Annotated in this window: 16 protein-coding genes and 1 riboswitch; of the genes, 5 read left to right on the top strand and 11 right to left on the bottom strand. The window is 62.5% G+C overall.

Annotated features, from left to right (window positions below; all coding sequences use genetic code 11):
- Positions 1-86: 86 nt before the first annotated feature.
- Entirely contained in the window at positions 87-611 is a 525-nt protein-coding gene (locus AC1DZE_RS21835; RefSeq protein WP_477674103.1) for a hypothetical protein, read from the top strand.
- A 376-nt stretch (positions 612-987) separates the two neighbouring features.
- Positions 988-1,458 (top strand): cupin domain-containing protein, encoded by a 471-nt coding sequence (locus AC1DZE_RS21830; protein WP_477670057.1) that lies wholly within the window; start codon positions 988-990, stop codon positions 1,456-1,458.
- Between the two features lie 28 nt (positions 1,459-1,486).
- On the opposite strand, the gene AC1DZE_RS21825 is transcribed toward AC1DZE_RS21830, so the two are convergent.
- The 4 genes from AC1DZE_RS21825 to ahcY all read right to left on the bottom strand — a co-directional run bounded on the left by AC1DZE_RS21825 (position 1,487) and on the right by ahcY (position 5,598).
- Positions 1,487-2,116, bottom strand: a complete 630-nt coding sequence (locus AC1DZE_RS21825) for a septal ring lytic transglycosylase RlpA family protein (protein ID WP_477674556.1) — start codon at positions 2,114-2,116, stop codon at positions 1,487-1,489.
- 11 nt (positions 2,117-2,127) lie between these two features.
- Positions 2,128-2,964, bottom strand: a complete 837-nt coding sequence (metF, locus tag AC1DZE_RS21820) for a methylenetetrahydrofolate reductase [NAD(P)H] (RefSeq protein WP_477700540.1) — start codon at positions 2,962-2,964, stop codon at positions 2,128-2,130.
- Positions 2,965-2,972: 8 nt separating this feature from the next.
- Complete coding sequence (locus tag AC1DZE_RS21815; RefSeq protein WP_477674535.1) at positions 2,973-4,007, bottom strand: TlyA family RNA methyltransferase; 1,035 nt, start codon at positions 4,005-4,007, stop codon at positions 2,973-2,975.
- Positions 4,008-4,167: 160 nt separating this feature from the next.
- Positions 4,168-5,598 (bottom strand): adenosylhomocysteinase, encoded by a 1,431-nt coding sequence (ahcY, locus tag AC1DZE_RS21810; RefSeq protein WP_477700539.1) that lies wholly within the window; start codon positions 5,596-5,598, stop codon positions 4,168-4,170.
- 101 nt (positions 5,599-5,699) lie between these two features.
- A riboswitch (S-adenosyl-L-homocysteine riboswitch) is annotated at positions 5,700-5,774 on the bottom strand.
- 263 nt (positions 5,775-6,037) lie between these two features.
- Between ahcY and AC1DZE_RS21805 the strand changes: the two genes are divergently transcribed.
- The gene (locus tag AC1DZE_RS21805; protein ID WP_477700559.1) at positions 6,038-6,859 is read left to right on the top strand and encodes an HAD family hydrolase; all 822 of its coding nucleotides are present in this window, start codon (positions 6,038-6,040) and stop codon (positions 6,857-6,859) included.
- A gap of 115 nt (positions 6,860-6,974) precedes the next feature.
- Here AC1DZE_RS21805 and AC1DZE_RS21800 read toward each other — a convergent pair whose 3' ends face one another.
- Positions 6,975-8,222 (bottom strand): MFS transporter, encoded by a 1,248-nt coding sequence (locus AC1DZE_RS21800; RefSeq protein ID WP_477673859.1) that lies wholly within the window; start codon positions 8,220-8,222, stop codon positions 6,975-6,977.
- Positions 8,223-8,329: 107 nt separating this feature from the next.
- Between AC1DZE_RS21800 and AC1DZE_RS21795 the strand changes: the two genes are divergently transcribed.
- A complete protein-coding gene (locus AC1DZE_RS21795; RefSeq protein WP_477700538.1) occupies positions 8,330-8,905 on the top strand; it encodes a TetR/AcrR family transcriptional regulator in 576 nt (191 codons plus the stop codon).
- Positions 8,906-9,112: 207 nt separating this feature from the next.
- Here the strand turns inward: AC1DZE_RS21795 and AC1DZE_RS21790 are convergent, their stop codons facing one another.
- The gene (locus AC1DZE_RS21790; protein ID WP_477700537.1) at positions 9,113-10,084 is read right to left on the bottom strand and encodes a Bug family tripartite tricarboxylate transporter substrate binding protein; all 972 of its coding nucleotides are present in this window, start codon (positions 10,082-10,084) and stop codon (positions 9,113-9,115) included.
- Between the two features lie 323 nt (positions 10,085-10,407).
- Positions 10,408-16,305, bottom strand: a complete 5,898-nt coding sequence (uvrA, locus tag AC1DZE_RS21785) for an excinuclease ABC subunit UvrA (protein ID WP_477700536.1) — start codon at positions 16,303-16,305, stop codon at positions 10,408-10,410.
- A gap of 200 nt (positions 16,306-16,505) precedes the next feature.
- On the opposite strand from uvrA, the gene AC1DZE_RS21780 reads away from it, so the two are divergent.
- Entirely contained in the window at positions 16,506-17,618 is a 1,113-nt protein-coding gene (locus tag AC1DZE_RS21780; protein ID WP_477670066.1) for an ABC transporter substrate-binding protein, read from the top strand.
- 347 nt (positions 17,619-17,965) lie between these two features.
- On the opposite strand, the gene AC1DZE_RS21775 is transcribed toward AC1DZE_RS21780, so the two are convergent.
- The 4 genes from AC1DZE_RS21775 to AC1DZE_RS21760 form a co-directional block, all read right to left on the bottom strand.
- A complete protein-coding gene (locus AC1DZE_RS21775) occupies positions 17,966-18,430 on the bottom strand; it encodes a hypothetical protein (protein WP_477648213.1) in 465 nt (154 codons plus the stop codon).
- Positions 18,431-18,622: 192 nt separating this feature from the next.
- A complete protein-coding gene (locus AC1DZE_RS21770) occupies positions 18,623-18,841 on the bottom strand; it encodes a hypothetical protein (protein WP_477670067.1) in 219 nt (72 codons plus the stop codon).
- Positions 18,842-18,902: 61 nt separating this feature from the next.
- Positions 18,903-20,561 carry an MFS transporter gene (locus AC1DZE_RS21765; RefSeq protein WP_477670068.1) on the bottom strand — a complete coding sequence of 553 codons (1,659 nt, stop codon included), beginning with the start codon at positions 20,559-20,561 and terminating at the stop codon, positions 18,903-18,905.
- A gap of 192 nt (positions 20,562-20,753) precedes the next feature.
- Entirely contained in the window at positions 20,754-21,404 is a 651-nt protein-coding gene (locus tag AC1DZE_RS21760) for a 2-hydroxychromene-2-carboxylate isomerase (protein WP_477671893.1), read from the bottom strand.
- Positions 21,405-21,408 lie beyond the last annotated feature (4 nt).

The following is a 21,408-nucleotide window of genomic DNA, read 5'->3' as shown; positions in this document are numbered from 1 at the left end:
AATTGATAATGGGCTTTCGTCGGCAAGCCCTCCATTAGGGGTTTGCATTCTGAATTCAATTTATTTACCGGATTGGGCCATCCCATATGCCAGAACGCAGTGAACTCGAAGGCTTCATCCAGATTAATGGCATTAACCAAACCGGCAAGGTGGCCGTATTTGTGTCGGACTACGAAGCAGTGATCAGTGACACACGAGAGCCGTCCGGATTAATCAAGGAGAAGCTCTACCTTCATCCCTTCAATCTTCACATGCTCCGCAATTCCCAAAGCAACGTGATGAAAAACGGGTTTTTCTATTCAGTCTCCGGGACATCGGTCGGGTCGTATGCCCAAGGTCCCTTGGGGGATCCACGTGATTGCGAATTTAACCAGCGACCCGTCAAGAGATTTGACATTCATTCCCAGTACACCGCGGAACTGCTGACAGTGAAGATTGAAGGCACCACAGAAGCGGGTGTGCATGCTTTCCCGCAGAATCAAGGCAAGCCGTTGCCACCATGGGCATTCAAGATCCAGTTTGCCGTTCCGAGAAGTGATATGAAGCGATTTTTTGGATTCACCGACTTTAACTATCCATTTTTTGAGCAATTGCTTGATGGCTGTCGATAGGCGAAGGCCCGAATCACTGACGCTCGGCCTTTCATCCACACCACGCCCCATGTCCCAACACCTGGGGTTGAGCGCGCAAGAGTATGAGCTGCTGCTGCGCCCGCGGCGCTTCGGCATGCTGGTTTAGGCGGTTTTTTACGGTGGCGTGCCGGGTGCCCGCCCGTCACTTGCTATCAATTCTGGAGCTGATTGCCCAGATACTTGCTGGGCTATAGGCCGATTTGACTCATAAACGAGCGAAGCACAGAGCCGGGGATGGCAGAACCTGCAGCGAAACGAAAAGGCTGGCCACCCGGTCGGGTCACCGCTATTGGCAAGCCCGTCGCAACATGGGCATACTGGCCCGCCCATATACAACACCCTGTAAAAGGATTCCATGCGCCATACCACCACCGTCCTCGGCTTTTCCATCACCCTGGCTTTTGTGGCCGGGATTGCGCTGTCACCGCTGGCCCAGCACGCCCTGCCCGATGCGCATGCGCAGGCCGTGCCCCTGGCGCCGGCGATGATTGACCTCGCCGCGCTCAAGCACAGCGACATTCCCGGCACCCCCAACCCTGAAATGAACGCGAAGGGCCTGGTCATCACCGACAACGCCACCATCGGCATCCAGTCGGGCAACGTGGCCAAACACATTCACCCGAAAACCGACGAGATCCAGTACATCATCGAAGGCAGCGGCGCCATGTGGCTGGGCGGCGAGCGCAAGGAGTTCAAGCCGGGCACGCTGATCATCATTCCCAAAGGCACGGCACACGGCGGTACGCTGGTGACCAGCGGGCCCGTCAAGGCGCTGGCCATCAAGATCCCGCCTCAGCCCAGGGACGACGTGACTTTTGTGAACTGAGCGAGCGCGCCTCGGTCAGCGAGGCGATTCAGCGCGGCGTACGCGGCGCCGCTGGGCGCCGCCTTGCAGGCGGGCGCTTCCGGGCCGCAGGCGCGGGTGTCGTCGCGACCTCCGGCGTGGACTCCGGCACCAGCAGCACAACTTCCTTCAGCCCCATGCCCAGCATGCCGAGCTCTTCCGCCGCGGCACGGCTCAGGTCGATGATGCGGTCGCCGCTGTAGGGTCCGCGGTCGGTAATACGGACGTCCACGTCGCGGCCGTTGACCAGGCTGTGGACACGCACCATGGTGCCAAAAGGCAGCGTGCGGTGCGCGGCGGTGAACTCCTGCATGTCAAAGCGCTCACCGCTGGCGGTGCGCCGGCCGTTAAAGCGCGGGCCGTACCAGGAAGCCTGGCCGCGCTGGAATTCGCGGGGCACTTCGCCGGCCAGCAGCGACGGCCTGGGTGCAGCGGCAGAAGGCGGCACCTCGTCGGTCATCTCACCGATCACGGGTGATGCATCGGTGGCGGGACGTGAAGGACGCGGCGCCGGTGCAGCAGCACCAGCGCCCGGCGCGGTGGAGGGTTTGTTTGGTGGCGCCGTGGTGCAGGCTGCCAGCAAAGCCAGCAGCACCGCAGCGCTGAGGGTGGCGGCAGACCGGCAGGCACCCTGCAGCATGGATGGCGGCCTCAGGCTCGCTGCAGTCGCCCGATGATTTCGGTCGTCGCCGCGGCCTGGTTCATCGTGTAGAAATGGATGCCGGGCACGCCGGCTGCGTAGAGCTGCTCGCACAAACCGCTGATCACATCAAGGCCGAAGCTCTTGATGGACGCGGTGTCGTCACCAAAGCCCTGCAGGCGCAGGCGGATCCAGCGCGGAATCTCGGCGCCGCAGGCATCGGAAAAGCGCATGAGCTGGGTGGAACTGGTGATGGGCATGATGCCGGGGACGATGGGCACGTCCACACCCAGTGCCTGCGCGTCGTCGACAAAACGGTAGTAGGCGTCGGCGTTGAAGAAATATTGGGTGATCGCCGAGTTGGCGCCGGCCTTGACCTTTTGCACAAAGGCCTGCAGGTCGGCATCGGCCGATCTGGCCTGGGGATGGATTTCCGGGTAGGCGGCCACTTCGATATGGAAAGCGTCACCGGTTTCGGCGCGGATGAAGGCCACCAGGTCGCTGGCGTAATGGAACTCGCCGCCCGCGCCGTAGCCGCTGGGCAGGTCGCCGCGCAGGGCGACCAGGCGTTTCACGCCCATGATCTGCAAGGTGGTGAGTTGCTGGCGCACGGTGGCCTTGGTGGCGCCCACGCATGAGAAATGGCAGGCCGCCGCCACGCCTTCGGCCAGGATTTCGTTCACCGTGCCGAAAGTGCCGTCTTGCGTGGAACCGCCCGCGCCAAACGTCACCGAGCAGAACTCGGGCTTGTGCGCATACAGCGCCTGGCGCGCCACACGCAGCTTCTCGGCGCCTTCGGGTGTCTTGGGCGGGAAAAATTCAAAACTGAGGGGAAGGTTCAGGCTCATCGCGGATCTCACTCGTCGTTATTTGTCGTATCGGTTTTGTTGTCACGCCGTTTGCCACGCGCGGGGCCGGGCTGGCCGGCATGCGCAAGTTCGGAGTCTTCGTGCGGCGCGCGGGAGGCGCGCATTTCGCTGCGCGGCACGCGCTTGGCAACCTTGCGCTGCGGTGCGGCCGGCAACGGCTGGTCTTCGCCTGCCACGTCCTGGCCCTTGACGGCCTGGATAAAAAATTCGCGGTTGCCGTCGCCGCCTTCAATCGGCGACGCCAGCCAGGCTTTTACTTCCAGTCCCAGCGCCGCGCAGGCATCGCGCAGGCGCTTTTCGACAAACTCGAAATGCGCCGGGTCGCGCACGATGCCGCCCTTGCCGATCTGGCCGGGCTGCAATTCAAACTGCGGCTTGACCAGCATGAGCAGATCGCCGCCGGGTTTGAGCAGGCGAACCACCGCAGGCAACACCAGCGTGAGCGAGATGAAGGACAAATCACCGGTCAGGAAGTCGAAGTTGGCTTCTGCGGCTGGGCCCGCTTCATCCAGGTCAGCGTCATCCTCATCGCCATCGAAGTCATCCGGAAAATCCATGTCGCCGCTGTCGCCTGCATGGCCGGCCACCAGGTCGGTGGCGGTCATGGAACGGGCATTCAAGCCCTCGACGCAAACCACACGCGGATCTTCACGCAGGCTGGCGTGCAGCTGGCCGTGGCCCACATCAACGCCTACCACCTGCACGGCGCCGTGCTGCAACAGGCAGTCGGTAAAGCCGCCCGTGGACTGCCCCACGTCAAGGCAGCGCAAGCCAGCCACCTTCAGGCCGGTAGCCTTCAGCGCGCCTTCGAGCTTGAGCCCGCCGCGCGAGATGTACTTGGCTTCGGTGGTGTCCAGCAGCTGCAGTTCGGCGCCGGGCGGAATCTCGTCGCCGTTCTTGGCGACCTTCTTCCAGGCAGCATCGGCTTCGGGACGCCACTGCACCCCCGAAGCAATCAGGCGCTGGGCCTGCGAGCGGGTGGCGGCATGGCCGTGTTCGACGAGGAATAGGTCAGCGCGCATGTAGTGTCTTCCGGTATTCCAGCAACAGACTTAAGGGCGTAGCGAGCGGCCCGAGAGCAAGGCGCGGGCGTCAGGCAACCGGAATGCACTTGAGGTGCATGAGGATTGCCTGATCGGGACCCGCAACGCCGCTATCGGGTCGCGCAGTAGCCAGGGAAAATCAGTAGCGGTAGGTGTTGGCCTTGTACGGGCCTGCTTTGCTGACACCGATGTACGCAGCCTGCTCGTCGCTCAGTTCAGTCAGCACAGCGCCAACCTTCTTCAGGTGCAAACGAGCGACTTTTTCGTCAAGATGCTTGGGCAGCACATAGACCTTGCCCACTTCGTACGCATCTTTCTTGGTGAAGAGCTCGATCTGCGCGATCGTCTGGTTCGCGAAGCTCGAAGACATCACGAAGCTCGGGTGGCCGGTGCCGCAGCCGAGGTTGACCAGGCGGCCCTTGGCCAGCAGGATGATGCGCTTGCCGTCCGGGAAGATCACGTGGTCGACTTGCGGCTYGATCTCTTCCCAGGTGCACTTTTCGAGTGCGGCAACGTCGATCTCGTTGTCGAAGTGGCCGATGTTGCAGACAATGGCCTGGTCTTTCATCTTCGCCATGTGGTCGTAGGTGATGACGTTCTTGTTGCCAGTGGCGGACACAAAAATGTCGGCCTTGTCAGCAGCGTATTCCATGGTCACGACCTTGTAGCCTTCCATCGCGGCCTGCAGGGCGTTGATGGGGTCGATCTCGGTCACCCACACCTGGGCGCTCAGGGCGCGCAGGGCTTGTGCGGAGCCCTTGCCCACGTCGCCGTAACCGGCCACCAGTGCGACCTTGCCGGCCACCATCACGTCGGTGGCGCGCTTGATCGCGTCGACCAGGGATTCGCGGCAGCCATACAGGTTGTCGAACTTGCTCTTGGTGACGGAATCGTTCACGTTGATGGCGCGCAGGGCCAGCGTGCCCTTGGCCGACATTTCATTCAAGCGCAGCACGCCGGTGGTGGTTTCTTCGGTCACGCCGATGATGTTTTTCAGGCGGCGGCTGTACCAGGTCGGGTCTTGCGCCAGCTTGGCCTTGATCGAGTTGAAAAGGCAGATTTCTTCTTCGCTGCCGGGCTTGGAGATCAGGCTGGCGTCTTTTTCGGCCTTGGTGCCCAGGTGCATCAGCAGCGTCGCGTCGCCGCCGTCGTCCAGGATCATGTTGGGGCCTTCTTCAGGCGTGCCCTTGGCACCGCTGAATTCGAAGATCTTGTGGGTGTAGTCCCAGTAGTCGGCCAGGGTTTCGCCTTTGATGGCGAATACCGGCGTGCCGGCGGCGGCGATCGCGGCGGCGGCGTGGTCCTGCGTCGAGAAGATGTTGCACGACGCCCAGCGCACTTCGGCGCCCAGGGCTTGCAGCGTTTCGATCAGCACGCCGGTCTGGATCGTCATGTGCAGCGATCCGGTGATGCGCGCGCCCTTGAGCGGCTGCGCCTTCGCGAATTCTTCGCGGATGGCCATCAGGCCGGGCATTTCGGTTTGTGCGATGTTCAGTTCCTTGCGGCCCCAGGCGGCAAGCGAAATATCGGCAATGGTGTAGTCGGTGGAAGGTTTCAGGACGGCGCTCATTTGGTAACTCCAAAAGTCATAGGTCAAATTGGGCAAAATAGCCACGAGCCTGTGTGTCAATCGGGGAGTTTGTTGTTAGCCTCACCCGGCTTGAAAGCACATGCGGGTGAGCGTGGTTGCAAATGAAAGTCCTGAGCCTAGACCACATGGAGTGGGTTGCAACGCTCCTCAGGAAGCCGTGATTATAACAAATCACCCCCGTCCAGGCTCACTGGCGTGTAGCCCGTTCCCCCCTCAAGGGGGCGGCGCCTGGGGCCGGCGAAGCCGGACCCTCGGCCCCCACTGGTGAAATACCCCCGCTGCATACGCCCTGAATCTTCAAGCCAGCATGAGCCGTGGAACCGGCTTTGCCGGGCCACAGGCGGGCGGCCCCCTCGGGGGGCAGCGACCCACACGAAGTGGGGAGCGTGGGGGCCACATTCAGTGCGAAAATTTCATGATGCAAGAACTCCAGCAGTGGCCTGTTACAGAACGTCAACTCATTACCGGCGTCTTCACCGATATCGACGACACCTTGACCACGGAGGGCGAAATCACACCCGATGCGCTGGAGGCTTTGGGCGAATTGAAAGCTGCAGGGTTCAAAGTCGTGGCGATCACCGGGCGGCCTGTCGGCTGGAGCGAGCCTTTCGCGGCGAGTTGGCCGGTGGATGCCATCGTGGCGGAGAATGGTGCGGTGGCGCTGCTGCCGGAGCAGGTTTTAGGCAAAGAAGTCCCGGAATCCGCACCAGCCGTGCGCAAGCAGCTATCAAAAATATACCGACAGGATTCCGCGACACGCGCTGCCAACTTCGCTCGCATGCAGTCCGTGCTGGCGCGCATCGAGTGCGAGATGCCAGGTGTGCACCGCGCCACCGATTCACCAGGCCGCGAGACCGACATTGCCATTGACCACAGCGAATTTGTGCAACTGAGCGACGCGCAAATCGCCGCAGTGGTGGCACTGATGAAAAGCGAGGGCATGCACGCCACCGTCAGCAGCATCCACATCAACGGCTGGTATGGCAGCCACAACAAGCTCGAAGGCGCGCGCTGGATAGTCCGGCAGCTCTGGCAGCGCGACCTGGACGCCGAGATGGACCAATGGGTCTATGTGGGCGATTCGACCAACGACCAGCTGATGTTCAAGACCTTTGCCAACAGCGTGGGCGTGGCCAACATCGCGCGCTTTGTGCCGCAGCTGGCGCACCTCCCGCGTTATGTGACGCGGGGTGAGCGCGGTGCAGGTTTTACTGAGGTTGCACGCGCTCTGCTGGATTAACAACCGTGCCTGCCCCGCGTTAACTAAGCGGGTGCCGCGGATCGGGCTTTGCCCGGCCGCAGGCACCGTCCCCTGAAGGGGAGGGGACGCTACACGAAGTGAGCGTCAGCAGGGGTTAGCTATATTGGCGGCGCACTGAGCCCCACCGCAACCAAGCGCCCAAGGCGGCCACTGCCAATACAAGCGCAGCGTAGCCCTCCGCCGTGGCGGGCAGACCTAGCGGCGCAATCAAACGCCCAGCCAGCATGGCCGGCACGCTGAAGGCCAGATAGCTGGTGGCATACAGCGCGGCAAATAATTCAGCCCGCTGATGCGGCTGCGCCAGCGGCGCGAGGGTCTGCACCTGCGCAGAGAAAGCCGAGCCGCCGCCAAAACCGGCCAGCGCTGTTCCTGCAAAAAACAGCGCCACGGAGCGCGTGGCCAAAGACACGGCCACCAGCCCCGCACCCACAGCCAGCAAGCTCATGCCGACGGCGCTCATACGCACCGGCGTCAGGCTTTTCAACAAAGTCGGTGACGCGGCGCCCAACCCGAAAAAGGTGGCAATGGCCAGGCCGTTGACGATGCCGTCATGGATGCCGAAGATTTGCTGCAGCATGGAAGGCACCAGCGACAGGTACAGGCCCGCGAGCGACCACACCGCCAGCATCGTCGGCACGCCACGGAAGAATTCAGCGCGCGCCTGCACCGGTATCGAAATGCGCGGCACCAGCGAGGCCAATGCGCCGGGGCGCGGCGTGGCGCTTTCGGGCAGAAAGAGCGTAGCCACCGCACCCACGACGCAAATCGCAACCAGCACACCAAACACCAGCGGCACCGGGTGCAGCGCAAACTTGACGGCGATGCCGGTGAGCAACGCGCCCACAGCCAGCCCCGCCAGCGGCGAGACGCTGCCGATCATCGCGCCCAGGCGTTTTTGCGCGGCCGGTGCGGCCTCGACCACCGCCGCCGTCAGCGCGCCGCTGACCATGCCGGTCGCAATGCCCTGCACGATGCGCGCAGCGATGATGCCGTTAATGCTGTCGGCCAGCAAAAAGGTCAGCATCGCGCCGGCCTGCAGCAGCAGGGCGGTAAACACCACAGGCCGGCGGCCTATGTGGTCAGACAGCGAGCCCGCCACCAGCAGCGAAGCCAGCAGCGCAATCGCGTAAATCGCAAACGCCACCGTCAGCAACGCAGGGGAAAAGCCCCACTGCTGCTGGAAGACGACGAACAGCGGCGACGGCGCACTGCCCGCCACGAAGAACGCGAACAACAGGATCGCCAGCAGGGGGAAGGCGGCTGCGGGCGGCAGTTGCCAGCGGGGCGCCGTCGAGCGGGATGGTTGCAATGAGGGATTGGCGGGAGCAGCAGGGGTAGCCATGGGGAAACGCTCAACTTTCTTAAAGCTAATTTATTCGCGTTTGTGAATTCTATACCCGTTCAAAAATTAACGCAAATATCATTGCTTTTAGGCTAGAATTCGCCCTGATGAGCACCCTCCAAACACCCCAGAACAAACGCCCCGGCGGACGCAGCGCCCAGGTGCAAATCGTGGTGCGCAAGGCGCTGGAAGAGCTGATTGCCCAGGAGGGCCGAGACAAAGTCACCGTGCCGGCCGTGGCCGAGCGCGCCGGCGTGAGTGCTTCCAGCATTTACCGGCGCTGGGGCGACGTGAACGGCCTGCTCGGCGAAACCGCCCAGCAGCGGCTGGACCCGAACCGCCCCTTGCCTGAGACGGGCGACCTGAAAGCCGAACTCACGGCCTGGGCCAAAGAACTGATCAACCACCTCAACAAGCCAGGCAATGCCTCGCTGCTGAAGGCCGCTGCCGCGCTGGCGGGATCAGAAGAAACCAACTGCCTGAAAAACCGCCGCAACGAAGCCACGGTTCTGGTCAAACGCGCCCAGACCCGCGGCGACGCCACACCCACCGTGCAGCAGGTGCTGGACCACATGATGGCCCCCATCATTTACCGGTTGATTTTTGGCGCTGGCGTTGAACCGACGCTAGCCGATCAGCTGGCCGACGAACTGTTTGCGCTAGCCAACCCCGTCAGTAAGTAAACCGAGAAGCCAGCAGAGGCCGCGGAACCGGCTTCGCCGGGCCGCCAGCCTCGTCCCCTGCAAGGGGAAAAGGGACTACACGCAGTGAGTCCCGATAGGGGTTTACCTGTTTCCCCGCGGAACCGGCTTTGCCGGGCCGCCAGCCTCGTCCCCTGCAAGGGGAAAAGGGATTACACGAAGTGAATCCCGATAGGGGTGTGCCTACTTTCAGTTGGGCTTGGCGAGGCCTAACTTATCGATCAGCACCTTCTCCCGCCCAACGGTGTCTTGCGCAAACTTCGTGTAGTCCGCGGAGCTCAGGTAGTTGGGCAGCATGTCGTAGCGGCCCAGCGCCGCAACATAGCTGGGTTCTTCCATCGCTTTCTTGAAGGCATCGTGCAGGCGCTTGACCACCTCGCGCGGCGTACCTTTGGGTGCGCCTATGCCAAAGGGCGAGTTCTGCACGATGTCATAGCCCAGCTCTTTCAGCGTGGGCGCGTTCGGGAATTTATCGAGCCGCTTCTCGCCCCAGGTATTGAGCACACGCAGCTTGCCGGCTTCGACCTGCGGCGCAAAGCCGGTGCTGTCGGCGCCCGCCATCAGCTGGCCGCTGACCAGTGCCAGCATCAGGTCAGCGCTGCCTTTGTAGGGCACGTGCTGCAGCTCGATGCCGGCCTTCTGCGCGATGAGCTCGGTCGTCAGGTGCGGGCTGGTCAGCGTGCCCGTCGAGCCGTAGGTCAGCTTGCCAGGGTTGGCCTTGGCATAGGCGACAAAGTCAGCCCAGGTCTTGAACGGGCTGTCGGCAGGCACCACGATGCCGAAGGCGTAGCCAGTCACGTTGATCACGTAGCTGATGTCCTTGACCGGGTCCCAGTTGATTTTGGTGGTGTAACCAAGGCGGAACACACCCAGCGGAATCTGCGCCAGCGTGTAGCCGTCAGCCTGCGCGCTTTGCAGTTGCTGGGCCGGCAGGGTGCCGCCCGCGCCGGGCTTGTTCTCGACGATCACCGTCTGGCCCAGAATTTTCGAGGCGTTGTCGGCCAGCGAACGCATGGTGATGTCGGTCGGCCCGCCCGCCGGAAAGGCGACGATCAGCTTGATCGGTTTGACCGGGAATTTTTGCGCATGGGCAGCACCCCACACGCCAGCGAGGGAAATGGCCAGGGCGGCGGTGATCTGCAGTAAAGGACGGCGTTGCATCGGTGTATCTCCTGATCCTGAAAGTGTGGCGGCTTGAAGCCCATATCATGCGTGCAGCAAGCCGCCGTCGCATCAGGGCAACACCTGAAAGTTGTCACGTCGGCGTCAGCCAAATCTTAAAGCGTTTTAAGCGTTTCAACCATACAGGACCAGCGCAAACAGCTATCAATTCAATAGCAAATCACAAACACCCCCTGCAAGCAGGGGCCGCGGGACTGGCTTAGCCAGACCGCAGGCGCCGCCCCTGGAAGGGGGAAGGTGCTACACGAAGTGAGCGTCCGACGGGGTGAACTAATTCGCCGCCCCCTCGAGGGGGGAACAGGCTACACGGAGTGAGCCTGGACGGGGGTGGATCTATTCAGCACGCTTCCCAAGGCTTTCCCTGTATGCGTGCCGAGCTTGACGACAGCCTCAGGCGGTGCCGAAGCCACCACGCGCCCACCGGCGTTGCCGCCGTCCGGCCCCAGGTCAATCACCCAGTCGGCTTCGGCGATCACGTCCAGGTCGTGTTCGATCACCACCACGCTGTGGCCGCCGTTGACCAGGCGGTGCAACACGTGGATCAGCTTTTCCACGTCGGCCATGTGCAGGCCCACCGTGGGTTCATCCAGTACATACAGCGTGTGCGGCGCCTTCTGGCCGCGGCGCGTGATGTCGTCGCGCACCTTGCTGAGCTCGGTCACCAGCTTGATGCGCTGCGCTTCGCCGCCCGAGAGCGTCGGCGACGGCTGGCCCAGCGTGAGGTAGCCCAGGCCCACGTCTTTGAGCAACTGCAGCGGGTGGCTGATGTTGGGCATGGAAGAGAAGAAATCCACTGCCTCATCCACTTCCATCTTCAGCACGTCGCCGATGTTTTTACCGCGCCAGGTCACGGCCTGCGTTTCAGGGTTAAAGCGCGCGCCATGGCAGGTTTCGCACAGCACTTTCACGTCGGGCAGAAAGCTCATGCCGATGGTGCGCACGCCCGCGCCTTCGCAGGTGGGGCAGCGGCCTTCGCCGGTGTTGAAGGAAAAGCGCCCGGCGCTGTAGCCGCGCGCGCGGGCTTCCAGCGTGTCGGCAAAGAGCTTGCGTATCGTGTCCCAAAAACCGATGTAAGTCGCCGGGCAGGAGCGTGGCGTCTTGCCGATGGGCGTCTGGTCGACTTCCAGCACGCGGTCTACCGCCGCATAACCTTCGATGCGTTCGCAGCCGGTCCAGTCGGGCGTCTTGCCCTTGTCGTCGGCGTCGCGCCCAGATTTGGTCGAGCGCTGCATGACACCCGCATGCACATTGGTCAGCAGCACATCGCGCGCCAACGTTGATTTGCCGGAGCCCGATACACCCGTCACCGCCACCAGCCGGTACAGCGGCACGGTGACCGACACATCCTTGAGGTTGTGCAGGTCGGCATTGACCACGGTGAGCCAGGAGGTGAAGGGCCCGGCGGCGGCCGGCGCCGCATTGTGCAGTGCGCTGGCATTGGCAGCGGCGGCCTTGAGCGCAGCGGCTTTCAGCGTGGCCGCCTTCTGCTTGCTCACCGGCTTGGCGTTAACGTCAACGGGCGCTTCTTTCACCGCGGTCAGGGGTGCCACGCCCTTGCGTGTTTCGCGCCGGATCTGTAGCGGGTGAATAAGCGGGTTCGCAAGGTAGCGTCCCGTCAGAGATTCCGGCACAGCCGACAGTTGCGCCGCCGTGCCTTGTGCAACCAGCGTGCCGCCGCGCTTGCCCGCACCGGGGCCGATGTCGATGATGTTGTCGGCGCGGCGGATCGTGTCTTCGTCATGCTCGACCACCACCAGGGTGTTGCCGCGGTCGCTGAGTTTGCCCAGCGCGCTCAGCAAAATCTGGTTGTCACGCGGGTGCAGGCCGATCGTCGGCTCGTCCAGCACATAACAAACGCCCTGCAGGTTGGATCCCAGCTGCGCCGCAAGGCGGATACGCTGCGCCTCGCCGCCCGAGAGCGTGGGTGCACCACGGTCCAGCGTGAGGTAGCCCAGGCCCACGTCTTCGAGGAATTCGAGGCGACTTTTGATCTCGGGAATCAGGTCGCGCGCGATGCCGGCTTCACGGCCCAGCAGCGCGAGTTTTTCGACCCACCCCCGCACGTCCGTCACCGACAGCGCTGCGATGTCGGCAATGCCGACACCCGCGAACTTCACCGCGCGGGCCTTGGCATTGAGGCGCGTGCCTTCGCAGGTCGGGCAGGCGGTGCCGGCCACGTCTTCCACTTCGGGTTCGGCAAAACTTTGCTCGCGGCCCTTGTTGTCGTCGTCCATCACCGAGTCGTCAAACACCTTGCGCTGTTCCTTGGTGAGCTTGACGCCCGTGCCGACGCAGTCGGGGCACCAGCCGTGCTTGCTGTTGTAGCTGAAGAGACGCGGGTCCAGCTCGGCATACGAGGTGGCACAAATCGGGCAGGCACGCTTGGTCGAAAAGGCGATCAGCTTGCCGATGTTTTTGGCGCTGGCGCCGGCCATCATCGCGCCGCGCAAACCATCCAGCGGCGCCAGCACATGGACCACGCCCTTGCCGTGCTCCAGCGCGGTCGCGAGCGCGGCACGCAAGGCGGCCTCGTTGTCGGGCGACACATGGATGTCGGCAATCGGCAGCTCGACCGTGTGTTCCTTGAATCGGTCAATGCGCGGAAAGCCCGTGGTCGGCAAAAACTCGCCGTCGATGCGCAAATGCGTGTAGCCGCGCGGGCGCGCCCAGTCGGCCAGCTCGGTGTAGACGCCCTTGCGCGCAATCACCAGCGGGGCCAGCAGGCCGATGTGCTGGCCGCGGTAGGTTTTGATCAACTGCGCGGCGATGCTTTCAGGGCTTTGCGGCATCACGGCCGCGCCGTCCTTGGTGCAGTGCTGGATGCCCAGCTTCACATACAGGAGGCGCAGGAAATGCCAGACCTCGGTGGTCGTGCCCACGGTGGACTTGCGGCCGCCGCGCGAGAGGCGCTGCTCGATCGCCACGGTGGGCGGAATGCCGTAGACCGCGTCCACCTCGGGCCGGCCCGCCGGCTGCACGATGCTGCGCGCATAGGCGTTCAGTGATTCGAGGTAGCGCCGCTGCCCTTCGTTGAACAGGATGTCAAAGGCCAGCGTGGACTTGCCCGAGCCCGACACGCCCGTCACCACATTGAACTTGCCGCGCGGAATGTCGACCGACAGGCTCTTGAGGTTGTTCTCTTTGGCGTTGACGATCTGGATCAGGTTGGAGAAGGCCGGGCGTGTAGCCCAGACCTTGGGACGCGACTCTTCAACGCCGTGCACCTTGCCCATCGCCTGCTCGTATTCGCGCAGGGCGAGCGCCGTGTGTGAGGTCGGGTGCTGGCGCACTTCTTCGGGCGTGCCCTGCGCCACCAACAGGCCACCGCCCTCTCCGCCTTCGGGGCCGAGGTCGATCAGCCAGTCGGCCGAGCGGATCACGTCCAGGTTGTGTTCGATGACGATCAGCGAGTGACCGGCTTCGAGGAGCTTGCGCAGCGCGCGCATCAGCTTGGCGATGTCGTCAAAGTGCAGGCCGGTGGTCGGCTCGTCAAACAAAAAGAGCGTGCCACGGCCTGGTTGCCTGAGTGCCAGCGCCTGCTTGCTGGCGCTCGCCGTCTTGCTGGCATTGGCCAGAAAGCCCGCGAGCTTGAGGCGCTGCGCCTCCCCCCCCGAGAGCGTGGGCACGGGCTGGCCCAGCTTCACATATTCCAGGCCCACATCGACGATGGGCTGCAGGGAACGCACCACTTCGCGGTCTTGCGCAAAGAGCGCAATCGCCTCGCTCACCGTGAGGTCCAGTACGTCGGACACATTGAGCAGGCGCGGCTTCACGTCGCCTATCGCCTTGCGTTCAATCGTCACTTCGAGGATCTCGGCGCGGTAACGCTTGCCGTCGCAGTCGGGGCAGCGCAGGTAGACGTCGCTGAGGAACTGCATCTCGACATGCTCGAAGCCCGAGCCGCCGCAGGTCGGGCAACGCCCGTCGCCGTTGTTGAAGCTGAACTTGGTGGCGGTGTAGCTGCGTTGTTTGGCCAGCGGTGCCAGCGCGAACAGGTCACGCACGGCGTCCCACGCCCCCACATAGCTGGCGGGATTGGACCGCGCCGTCTTGCCGATGGGCGACTGGTCAACAAACACCACATCGGTCAGGTGGTCGGCGCCCATGAGGCGGTCGTGCAGGCCTGGCGTTTCGGTCGCCTTGCCGAACTGGCGCAGCAGCGCGGGCGCGAGGATGTCCTGCATCAGCGTGGACTTGCCCGAGCCGCTGACGCCGGTAACGCACACCAGGCGCTGCAGCGGAAAGTCGACGGTCAGGTTCTTCAGGTTGTGGTCGCGCGCGCCTTCGAGGATGAGGCGCGGGGTGTTGTCGGTCACCGCGCGCTTGAAGCCCATGCCCACCTGCTTGCGCGAGCCGAGGTAGGCGCCGGTCAGCGTGTCGGCGTGTTTGATGTCGTCGGGCGTGCCGTCAAACACGATCTGGCCGCCCTTCTCGCCCGGGCCCGGGCCCATGTCGATCAGGCGGTCGGCCGCCAGCATGACGGCCGGGTCATGCTCGACCACCACCAGCGTGTTGCCGGCGTCACGCAGGCGGTGCATGGCCTGGGTGATGCGGTTCATGTCGCGCGGGTGCAGGCCAATGGAAGGCTCATCGAGCACAAACAGCGTGTTCACCAGCGAGGTGCCCAGCGCGGTCGTGAGGTTGATACGCTGCACTTCCCCACCCGAGAGCGTGCGGCTCTGCCGGTCGAGCGTGAGGTAGCCGATGCCGACATCACACAGGTACTTCACGCGAGTCTGGATTTCTTCGAACAGCGACTTGAGCGCCTGCAATTCGGCATCGTCGCCCATCACGTCGAGTGAAAGGCCGCTGAAGAACTGCCGCAGCCTGTCAATCGGCAGGCGCATCAGGTCGTGCAGCGCCAGGCCCGGCAGGGCTTCGAGCTGCTCGCGGCTCCACTGCACCCCCACCGGCATGAAGCGCTGGCTGGGCGGCAGCACCGCATCTGCGGCTTCTTTGGAACCGAGGCGCCAGAGCAAAGACTCGAGCTTCAGACGCGCGCCGCCGCAGGTTTCGCATTGCGTGTAGCTGCGGTATTTCGACAGCAGCACGCGGATGTGCATCTTGTAGGCCTTGCTTTCAAGGTATTCGAAGAAGCGCTTGATGCCGTACCACTGCTTGTTCCAGTTACCGTCTTTGTAGCCCGGTGTGCCGTTGATGACCCAGCCCTGCTGCTCGGGCGTGAGCTTGTACCAGGGCGTGTCGCGCGGAACGCCCGCCGCTTCGGCGTGGCGCAGCAGGTCGTCCTGCGCTTCCTTCCAGGCCGGGGTCTGGATGGTCTTGATGGCGCCGGCGCGCAGGGTGAGCTTGTCGTTGGGAATCACCAGGCCGTAGTCGACGCCGATGACGCGGCCAAAGCCGCGGCAGGTTTCGCACGCGCCCATGGCCGAGTTGAAAGAGAACAGCGAGGGCGTGGGGTTGGTGTAGCGCAGGTCGCTGTCGGGGCAATGCAGGCCCGTGGAGAAGCGCCACATCACATCCGGTTGACCATCCTCTGCGTGTTGTACATAGATGTTCAGGCGCCCGCCACGCTTCAATGCCGTCTCGATAGCTTCCATCACACGGGCTTTTTCCACCGCGTGGGTGCGAAAACGGTCGGCCACCACGTCGAGCAGCTTGTGCGGGCCGGCCGGCGTGGCCACATCGCGCTGGGCATGCACGCGCGTGAAGCCACTGACAGAGAGCCACTGCTCGACCTGCTCGGTGCTGGTGTTGCCGGGCAACTCGACCGGGAAGGTCAACACCACGCGCGGGTCACCTTCTTCGGTGCGCGCCATCAGCTCGGCATAAATCGACTCGGGCGTGTCGTGGCGCACGTTCTGGGCGGTCTGCTTGTCGAAGAGTTGCGCAGCACGCGCGTAAAGCAGCTTCAGGTGGTCGTTGAGCTCCGTCATGGTGCCCACGGTGGAGCGCGAGCTGCGCACCGGATTGGTCTGGTCGATGGCGATGGCGGGCGGCACGCCTTCCACCTTGTCGACGGCCGGCTTGTCCATGCGGTCAAGGAACTGCCGCGCGTAAGCAGAGAAGGTCTCCACATAGCGGCGCTGCCCTTCGGCAAACAAGGTATCGAACACCAGGGAGGATTTTCCCGAACCGCTGGGTCCTGTAACTACCGTCATTTCACCGGTGCGAATATCCAGATCGAGGTTTTTGAGGTTGTGCTGGCGCGCGCCGCGAATGCGGATGATTCCCTGGGACATGAGTGCAGTCTTTCCTGAAGAGGTCAAACATTCTAGACAGGGCAACCGGCTGTGCAGGATGTAGGGATTAATGTCCTTTTTGCACACTTTTAGCTACGCCAATTAGGGCGGCTTCTGGTTTTCCTGATCGCATTTTTTGCGCTTTCATGCTTCACTTATGGATACATCATTTCACCCCGGATGGAAACACTGTGAACAACATGAAAAAACTCAGCAGATGGTGCGCCGCCATCGCGATGGTGGCCGTGGCCCAGGCCAGCCATGCGCAACTCCTTGTCGGGCAGACCGCAGGGTTTACTGGCCCCGTGGGCGCCGGCGTCAAGGAAACCACGGAAGGCGCCAAGCTCTACATCGACGCCGTCAATGCCAAGGGCGGTGTGGGCGGGCAAAAGATTGAGCTGGTGTCGCTCGACGACAAATTCGATCCCAAGCTGGCGGTCGAAAACGCACGCAAGCTGATTGAAGAACAAAACGTGCTGGCCATGTTCCTGACCCGCGGTACACCCCATACCGAAGCCATCATTCCGCTGCTCGACAAAAACAGCGTGCCGCTGGTCGGCCCTTCTACCGGTGCCATGGTGCTGCACCAGCCCGTCAAAAAACATGTGTTCAACGTACGCGCCACCTACCAGCGTGAAGCCGAGAAAGCGGTCACTCACCTGCATTCCATGGGCATCACCCGTATCGGCATCGTGTATGCCGACGACAGCTTCGGCGCTGACGGCGTGATGGGCGCGCAAAAAGGGCTGACGACTGCCAAGCTGCAGCCCGCTGTACTGGAAAAATTCGACCGCTCCAAACCCGACTTCGCGCCGATCGCACCCAAGGTTTACCAGTCCAACGCGCAGGCCGTCATCATGGTGGCCTCAGGGCAGGCCGTGGTCGACGGCATCAAGGCCTTCCGCGCGGGCGGCTCCACGGCGCAGATCGTGACGCTTTCGAATAATGCCTCGGGCGGCTTTGTGAAAAGCCTGGGCGACAACGCCCGTGGCGTGATCGTCACGCAGGTGTTTCCGTATGAGCGGTCCATCGCCTTCCCCATGGTGAAGGAAGCACAGGAGCTGGCCAAGGCCAAGGGGCAAGCCGACGTGAGCCCCGCGATGCTGGAAGGTTTTGCCGCTGCAAAGGTGTTGGTAGAGGGCTTGCGCCGGGCAGGCGCCAAACCCACGCGCGAGAAACTCCAGGCGGCCCTGGAGGGCATGCGCAAGATTGATATCGGCGGGCTGGAAGTGAGCTACAGCCCCGAAGACCATACCGGGCTGGATTTTGCCGATCTGTCCATCATCGGCACCGACGGAAAATTCAAGAGATAAATAGCACCCCCCTGCCGACGCTCACTTCGTGTAGCGTCACCTCCCCCCAAGGGGGACAGGCGCCTTGCGCCCGGCGTAGCCGGATCGCGGCCCCTGCTTGGGAAGAGAATCCCCCCTGCCGACGCTCACTTCGTGTAGCGTCACCTCCCCCCAAGGGGACAGGCGCCTTGCGCCCGGCGTAGCCGGATCGCGGCCCCTGCTTGAAAAGAGAATCCCCCCTGCCGACGCTCACTTCGTGTAGCGTCACCTCCCCCCAGGGGGGACAGGCGCCTTGCGCCCGGCGTAGCCGGATCGCGGCCCCTGCTTGCGAATTCGCACACCTGCGGCGCCAAGCCGTACGGGTTTGCTCAGCCGTAAAGCGCGCTTTCGAGTTCCTTGAACTTCTCGGGGCCTACAGCTTCCTTGATCTTGGGTGCCAGCTCCTTGAGCTTGTCGATGTCGCCTGCGGCTTCCACCGCCAGGTTTAGGCGGAAACCCCGAAGGCCCAGGGCAGCCGTCAGCCGCGTGGCGATGGGGTAAGCCCTTGAATAATGCTCCTGCGCATTCAGGGTAGGACTGCCATCTGCGTTTTGGGCCGACACCTCCGGAACCGGCTCATCAGGCGGCTGCACCGCCAGCGGCGCCAGCAGGCCCAGCGAAATCAGGTGGTTGATGTCTTCTGCGGTGACGCCGAATCCCGAGGTGGCCTTGACCACATCCTCCAGGCTGCGTTTGCCGTCAAACATGATGAAGGCAGAGCGCTGCCGGGGGGTCAATGCGACGGTTCGGTTCTGCACGGCGGTCTGGCCGGCTTCCGTCTTGGTGTAAATCATCGGCTGATCTCCAAATAAATGCGCGAGGGTGCCACCATGAGGTGCTTGATTTTCAGAGACGCTGTGATCGTTGTTTTTGTCTCTGTTAATTCAATTTAACTCATTTTCACCGGCAACGCACCTTTTCTGGGCATGATCGCGGCGACGTCCTGCACGCAAAAGCGCCACTCGCTGTCAGCCTGACCCCTTCACTCAACCATTCGTACGCGCTTCCAGAGCAGTGATAACAACAGGTGCAGCCAGCCGCGAAGCACCATGTTTTTCACCGCCCAGATCAATATCGCCGCCCTTGTTCAACAGAAATAATGCCAGCCCGGCAATCACGATAAAACCCACAACAATTTTCCACATCTTTCTTTCTCCCAAAAAAAAGCCCCCGGCAAATGGATGACGAGGGCCCGTAAAAAACATAAGGCTTTTCAGCCTGAAAAGGCCGGTGCGGGCTCCTGGCCCGCACCGGCGCAAATACCCGTCAGTCGTTGGCGTAAATATCCACGTCCTTGGTTTCCTTGATGAACAAGGTGCCCACCACCAGCGTCATGCCGGCGATGATGATCGGGTACCAGAGGCCGTTGTACATATTGCCGGTCTGCGCCACGATGGCAAAAGCCGTGGTGGGCAGCAGGCCGCCGAACCAGCCGTTACCGATGTGGTACGGCAGGCTCATGGAGGTATAACGGATGCGGGTCGGGAACAACTCCACCAGCATGGCTGCGATCGGGCCGTACACCATGGTGACCAGAACCACCAGATAGAACAGGATGGCCGTGACCATGACCTTGTCGACCTTGGCTGGATCAGCCTTGCTCGGGTAGCCGGCAGCCTTCAGGTCGTCCGCGACCGCTTTCTTGAACTCGGCATCCTTCTTCTTGGCGTCGTCGGCGCTGAGGCCCTTGGCGGTGTAGCTGGAGATGGCGGTTTCGCCGATCTTGATGGTGGCCACGGTGCCGGCGGGTGCGACAACGTTGTCATAGCTCACCGAAGCGCCTGCCAGCACCTGCTTGGCGATGTCGCAGGAGCTGGTGAATTTGACGGTGCCGGTCGGGTTGAACTGGAACGAGCACTCTTTCGGGTCGGCGGTCACAACCACCTTGTTCTTGGCTTGTGCCGCGGCCAGGTCAGGATTGGCGGCTTTGGTCAGCGCGGTGAACACCGGGAAGTAGGTGACCACAGCCAGCAGGCAGCCGGCCATGATGATGGGCTTGCGGCCGATCTTGTCGGACAGCGTTCCGAAGATCACGAAGAAAGGCGTACCCAGGATCAACGAATAAGCCACCAGGATGTTGGCCGTGGGGCCGTCGACCTTGAGCGCCTGCGTCAGGAAGAACAACGCGTAGAACTGGCCGGAGTACCAGACCACGGCCTGGCCGGCGGTCAGGCCGATCAGCGCCAGGATCACGATCTTCAGGTTTTTCCACTGGCCGAAAGATTCGGACAACGGTGCCTTGGAGGTTTTGCCCTCAGCCTTCATTTTCTGGAACGCGGGGGATTCGTTCATCGACAACCGGATGTAGACCGACACGGCCAGCAGCAGGATGGACACGATGAACGGAATGCGCCAGCCCCAATCAGCGAATGCGACTTCGCCCATGGCGGTACGCACACCCAGGATGACCAGCAGGCTCAGGAACAGGCCCAGCGTGGCTGTGGTCTGGATCCAGGAGGTGTAGGCGCCGCGCTTGCCCTGTGGCGAGTGCTCGGCCACATAGACAGCTGCACCGCCGTATTCACCGCCGAGCGCCAGGCCTTGCAGCATGCGCAGGGCAATCAGGATCACCGGGGCGGCGACACCGATGGATGCATAGTTGGGCAAGAGGCCGACGATGAAGGTCGACAAGCCCATGATCACGATGGTGACCAGGAAGGTGTACTTGCGGCCGATCATGTCGCCCAGGCGGCCGAACACCAGCGCGCCGAAGGGGCGCACGATGAAGCCGGCTGCAAAAGCGAGCAGCGCAAAGATGAAGGCAGAGCCTGCATCCAGTCCGCTGAAGAACTGCTTGGCAATGATGGCTGCCAATGAACCGTAGAGGTAGAAGTCGTACCACTCAAATACGGTGCCGAGCGAGGAGGCGAAAATCACCTTCTTCTGCTCGGCTGTCATCGGCCTGTTGTCGACGGCTGTTGCCATGATGTTGTCTCCAAAATAATGAGACTTCCGGTATGGAAGCTACCTTCATTATTTTGGTTGTGCCTGACCTAGCTCTGACGTGAAACTAACAGGAGCTTTCACGAAACTTATGCGTGGCTGACAAGTCAAGGGGAAACCCTTGAAGAACTTTTCAGCATGCGAAGCACCTCAGGGAAAACGCTTAAAACCTTCTTAGGCCCCGCGTCGAATGCCCGTCGCAACCTTACACGCGGCATTCCAGCCATCACCATCAAACCACGGGCTGCCGAGCAGGTACTCGCGCAGCATCGGCAACGCATCCAGGCCCCAGAAAATTTTGCCGTCCACCTCAAACGCCGGCACACCAAAAACACCTTTCGCAATCGCCGCTTCGGTATTGCTTTTGAGCTGCGCCTTCACGCCCTCGTCCTGCACATCGCGCGCAGGCGCGAGCTGCTTGAGCAGCGCTTCGTAACGGGCCGCATCGCCGGCCTCACCGCCTTCGCCCCAGACATGGCGAAAGATGGTTTCGCACGCATAGCGGTTGGGTGTGCCGCCCTGCCCCTCAGGGCCGCAGGCCACGGCCAGGCGCAGCAAGGGCAATGGGTTGAAGGGGTGGCTGGCCGGCATCTTCATTGCGATACCCAGGCTGTGCGCCAGCCACAGCACCTGCCGGTAGGTCCAGTCGCGTTTGGGAGCGATCTCCGCAGGGCCCAGCTGGCCATAGTGCTTGAGCATGCCCGCGAACAGCACCGGCGTGTACGCCACGCTATAGCTCACACCCTTCAGCGCTTCTGGAAGGCGCTCAAAAGCCAAAAAGGCATAGGGCGAAATGACGTCGAAGTAGCATGTGATGTGCTTGATCGCG

This window comes from Polaromonas sp. P1_F1 (assembly GCF_056405795.1).
This window is presented reverse-complemented; position numbering and strand designations above follow the sequence as displayed.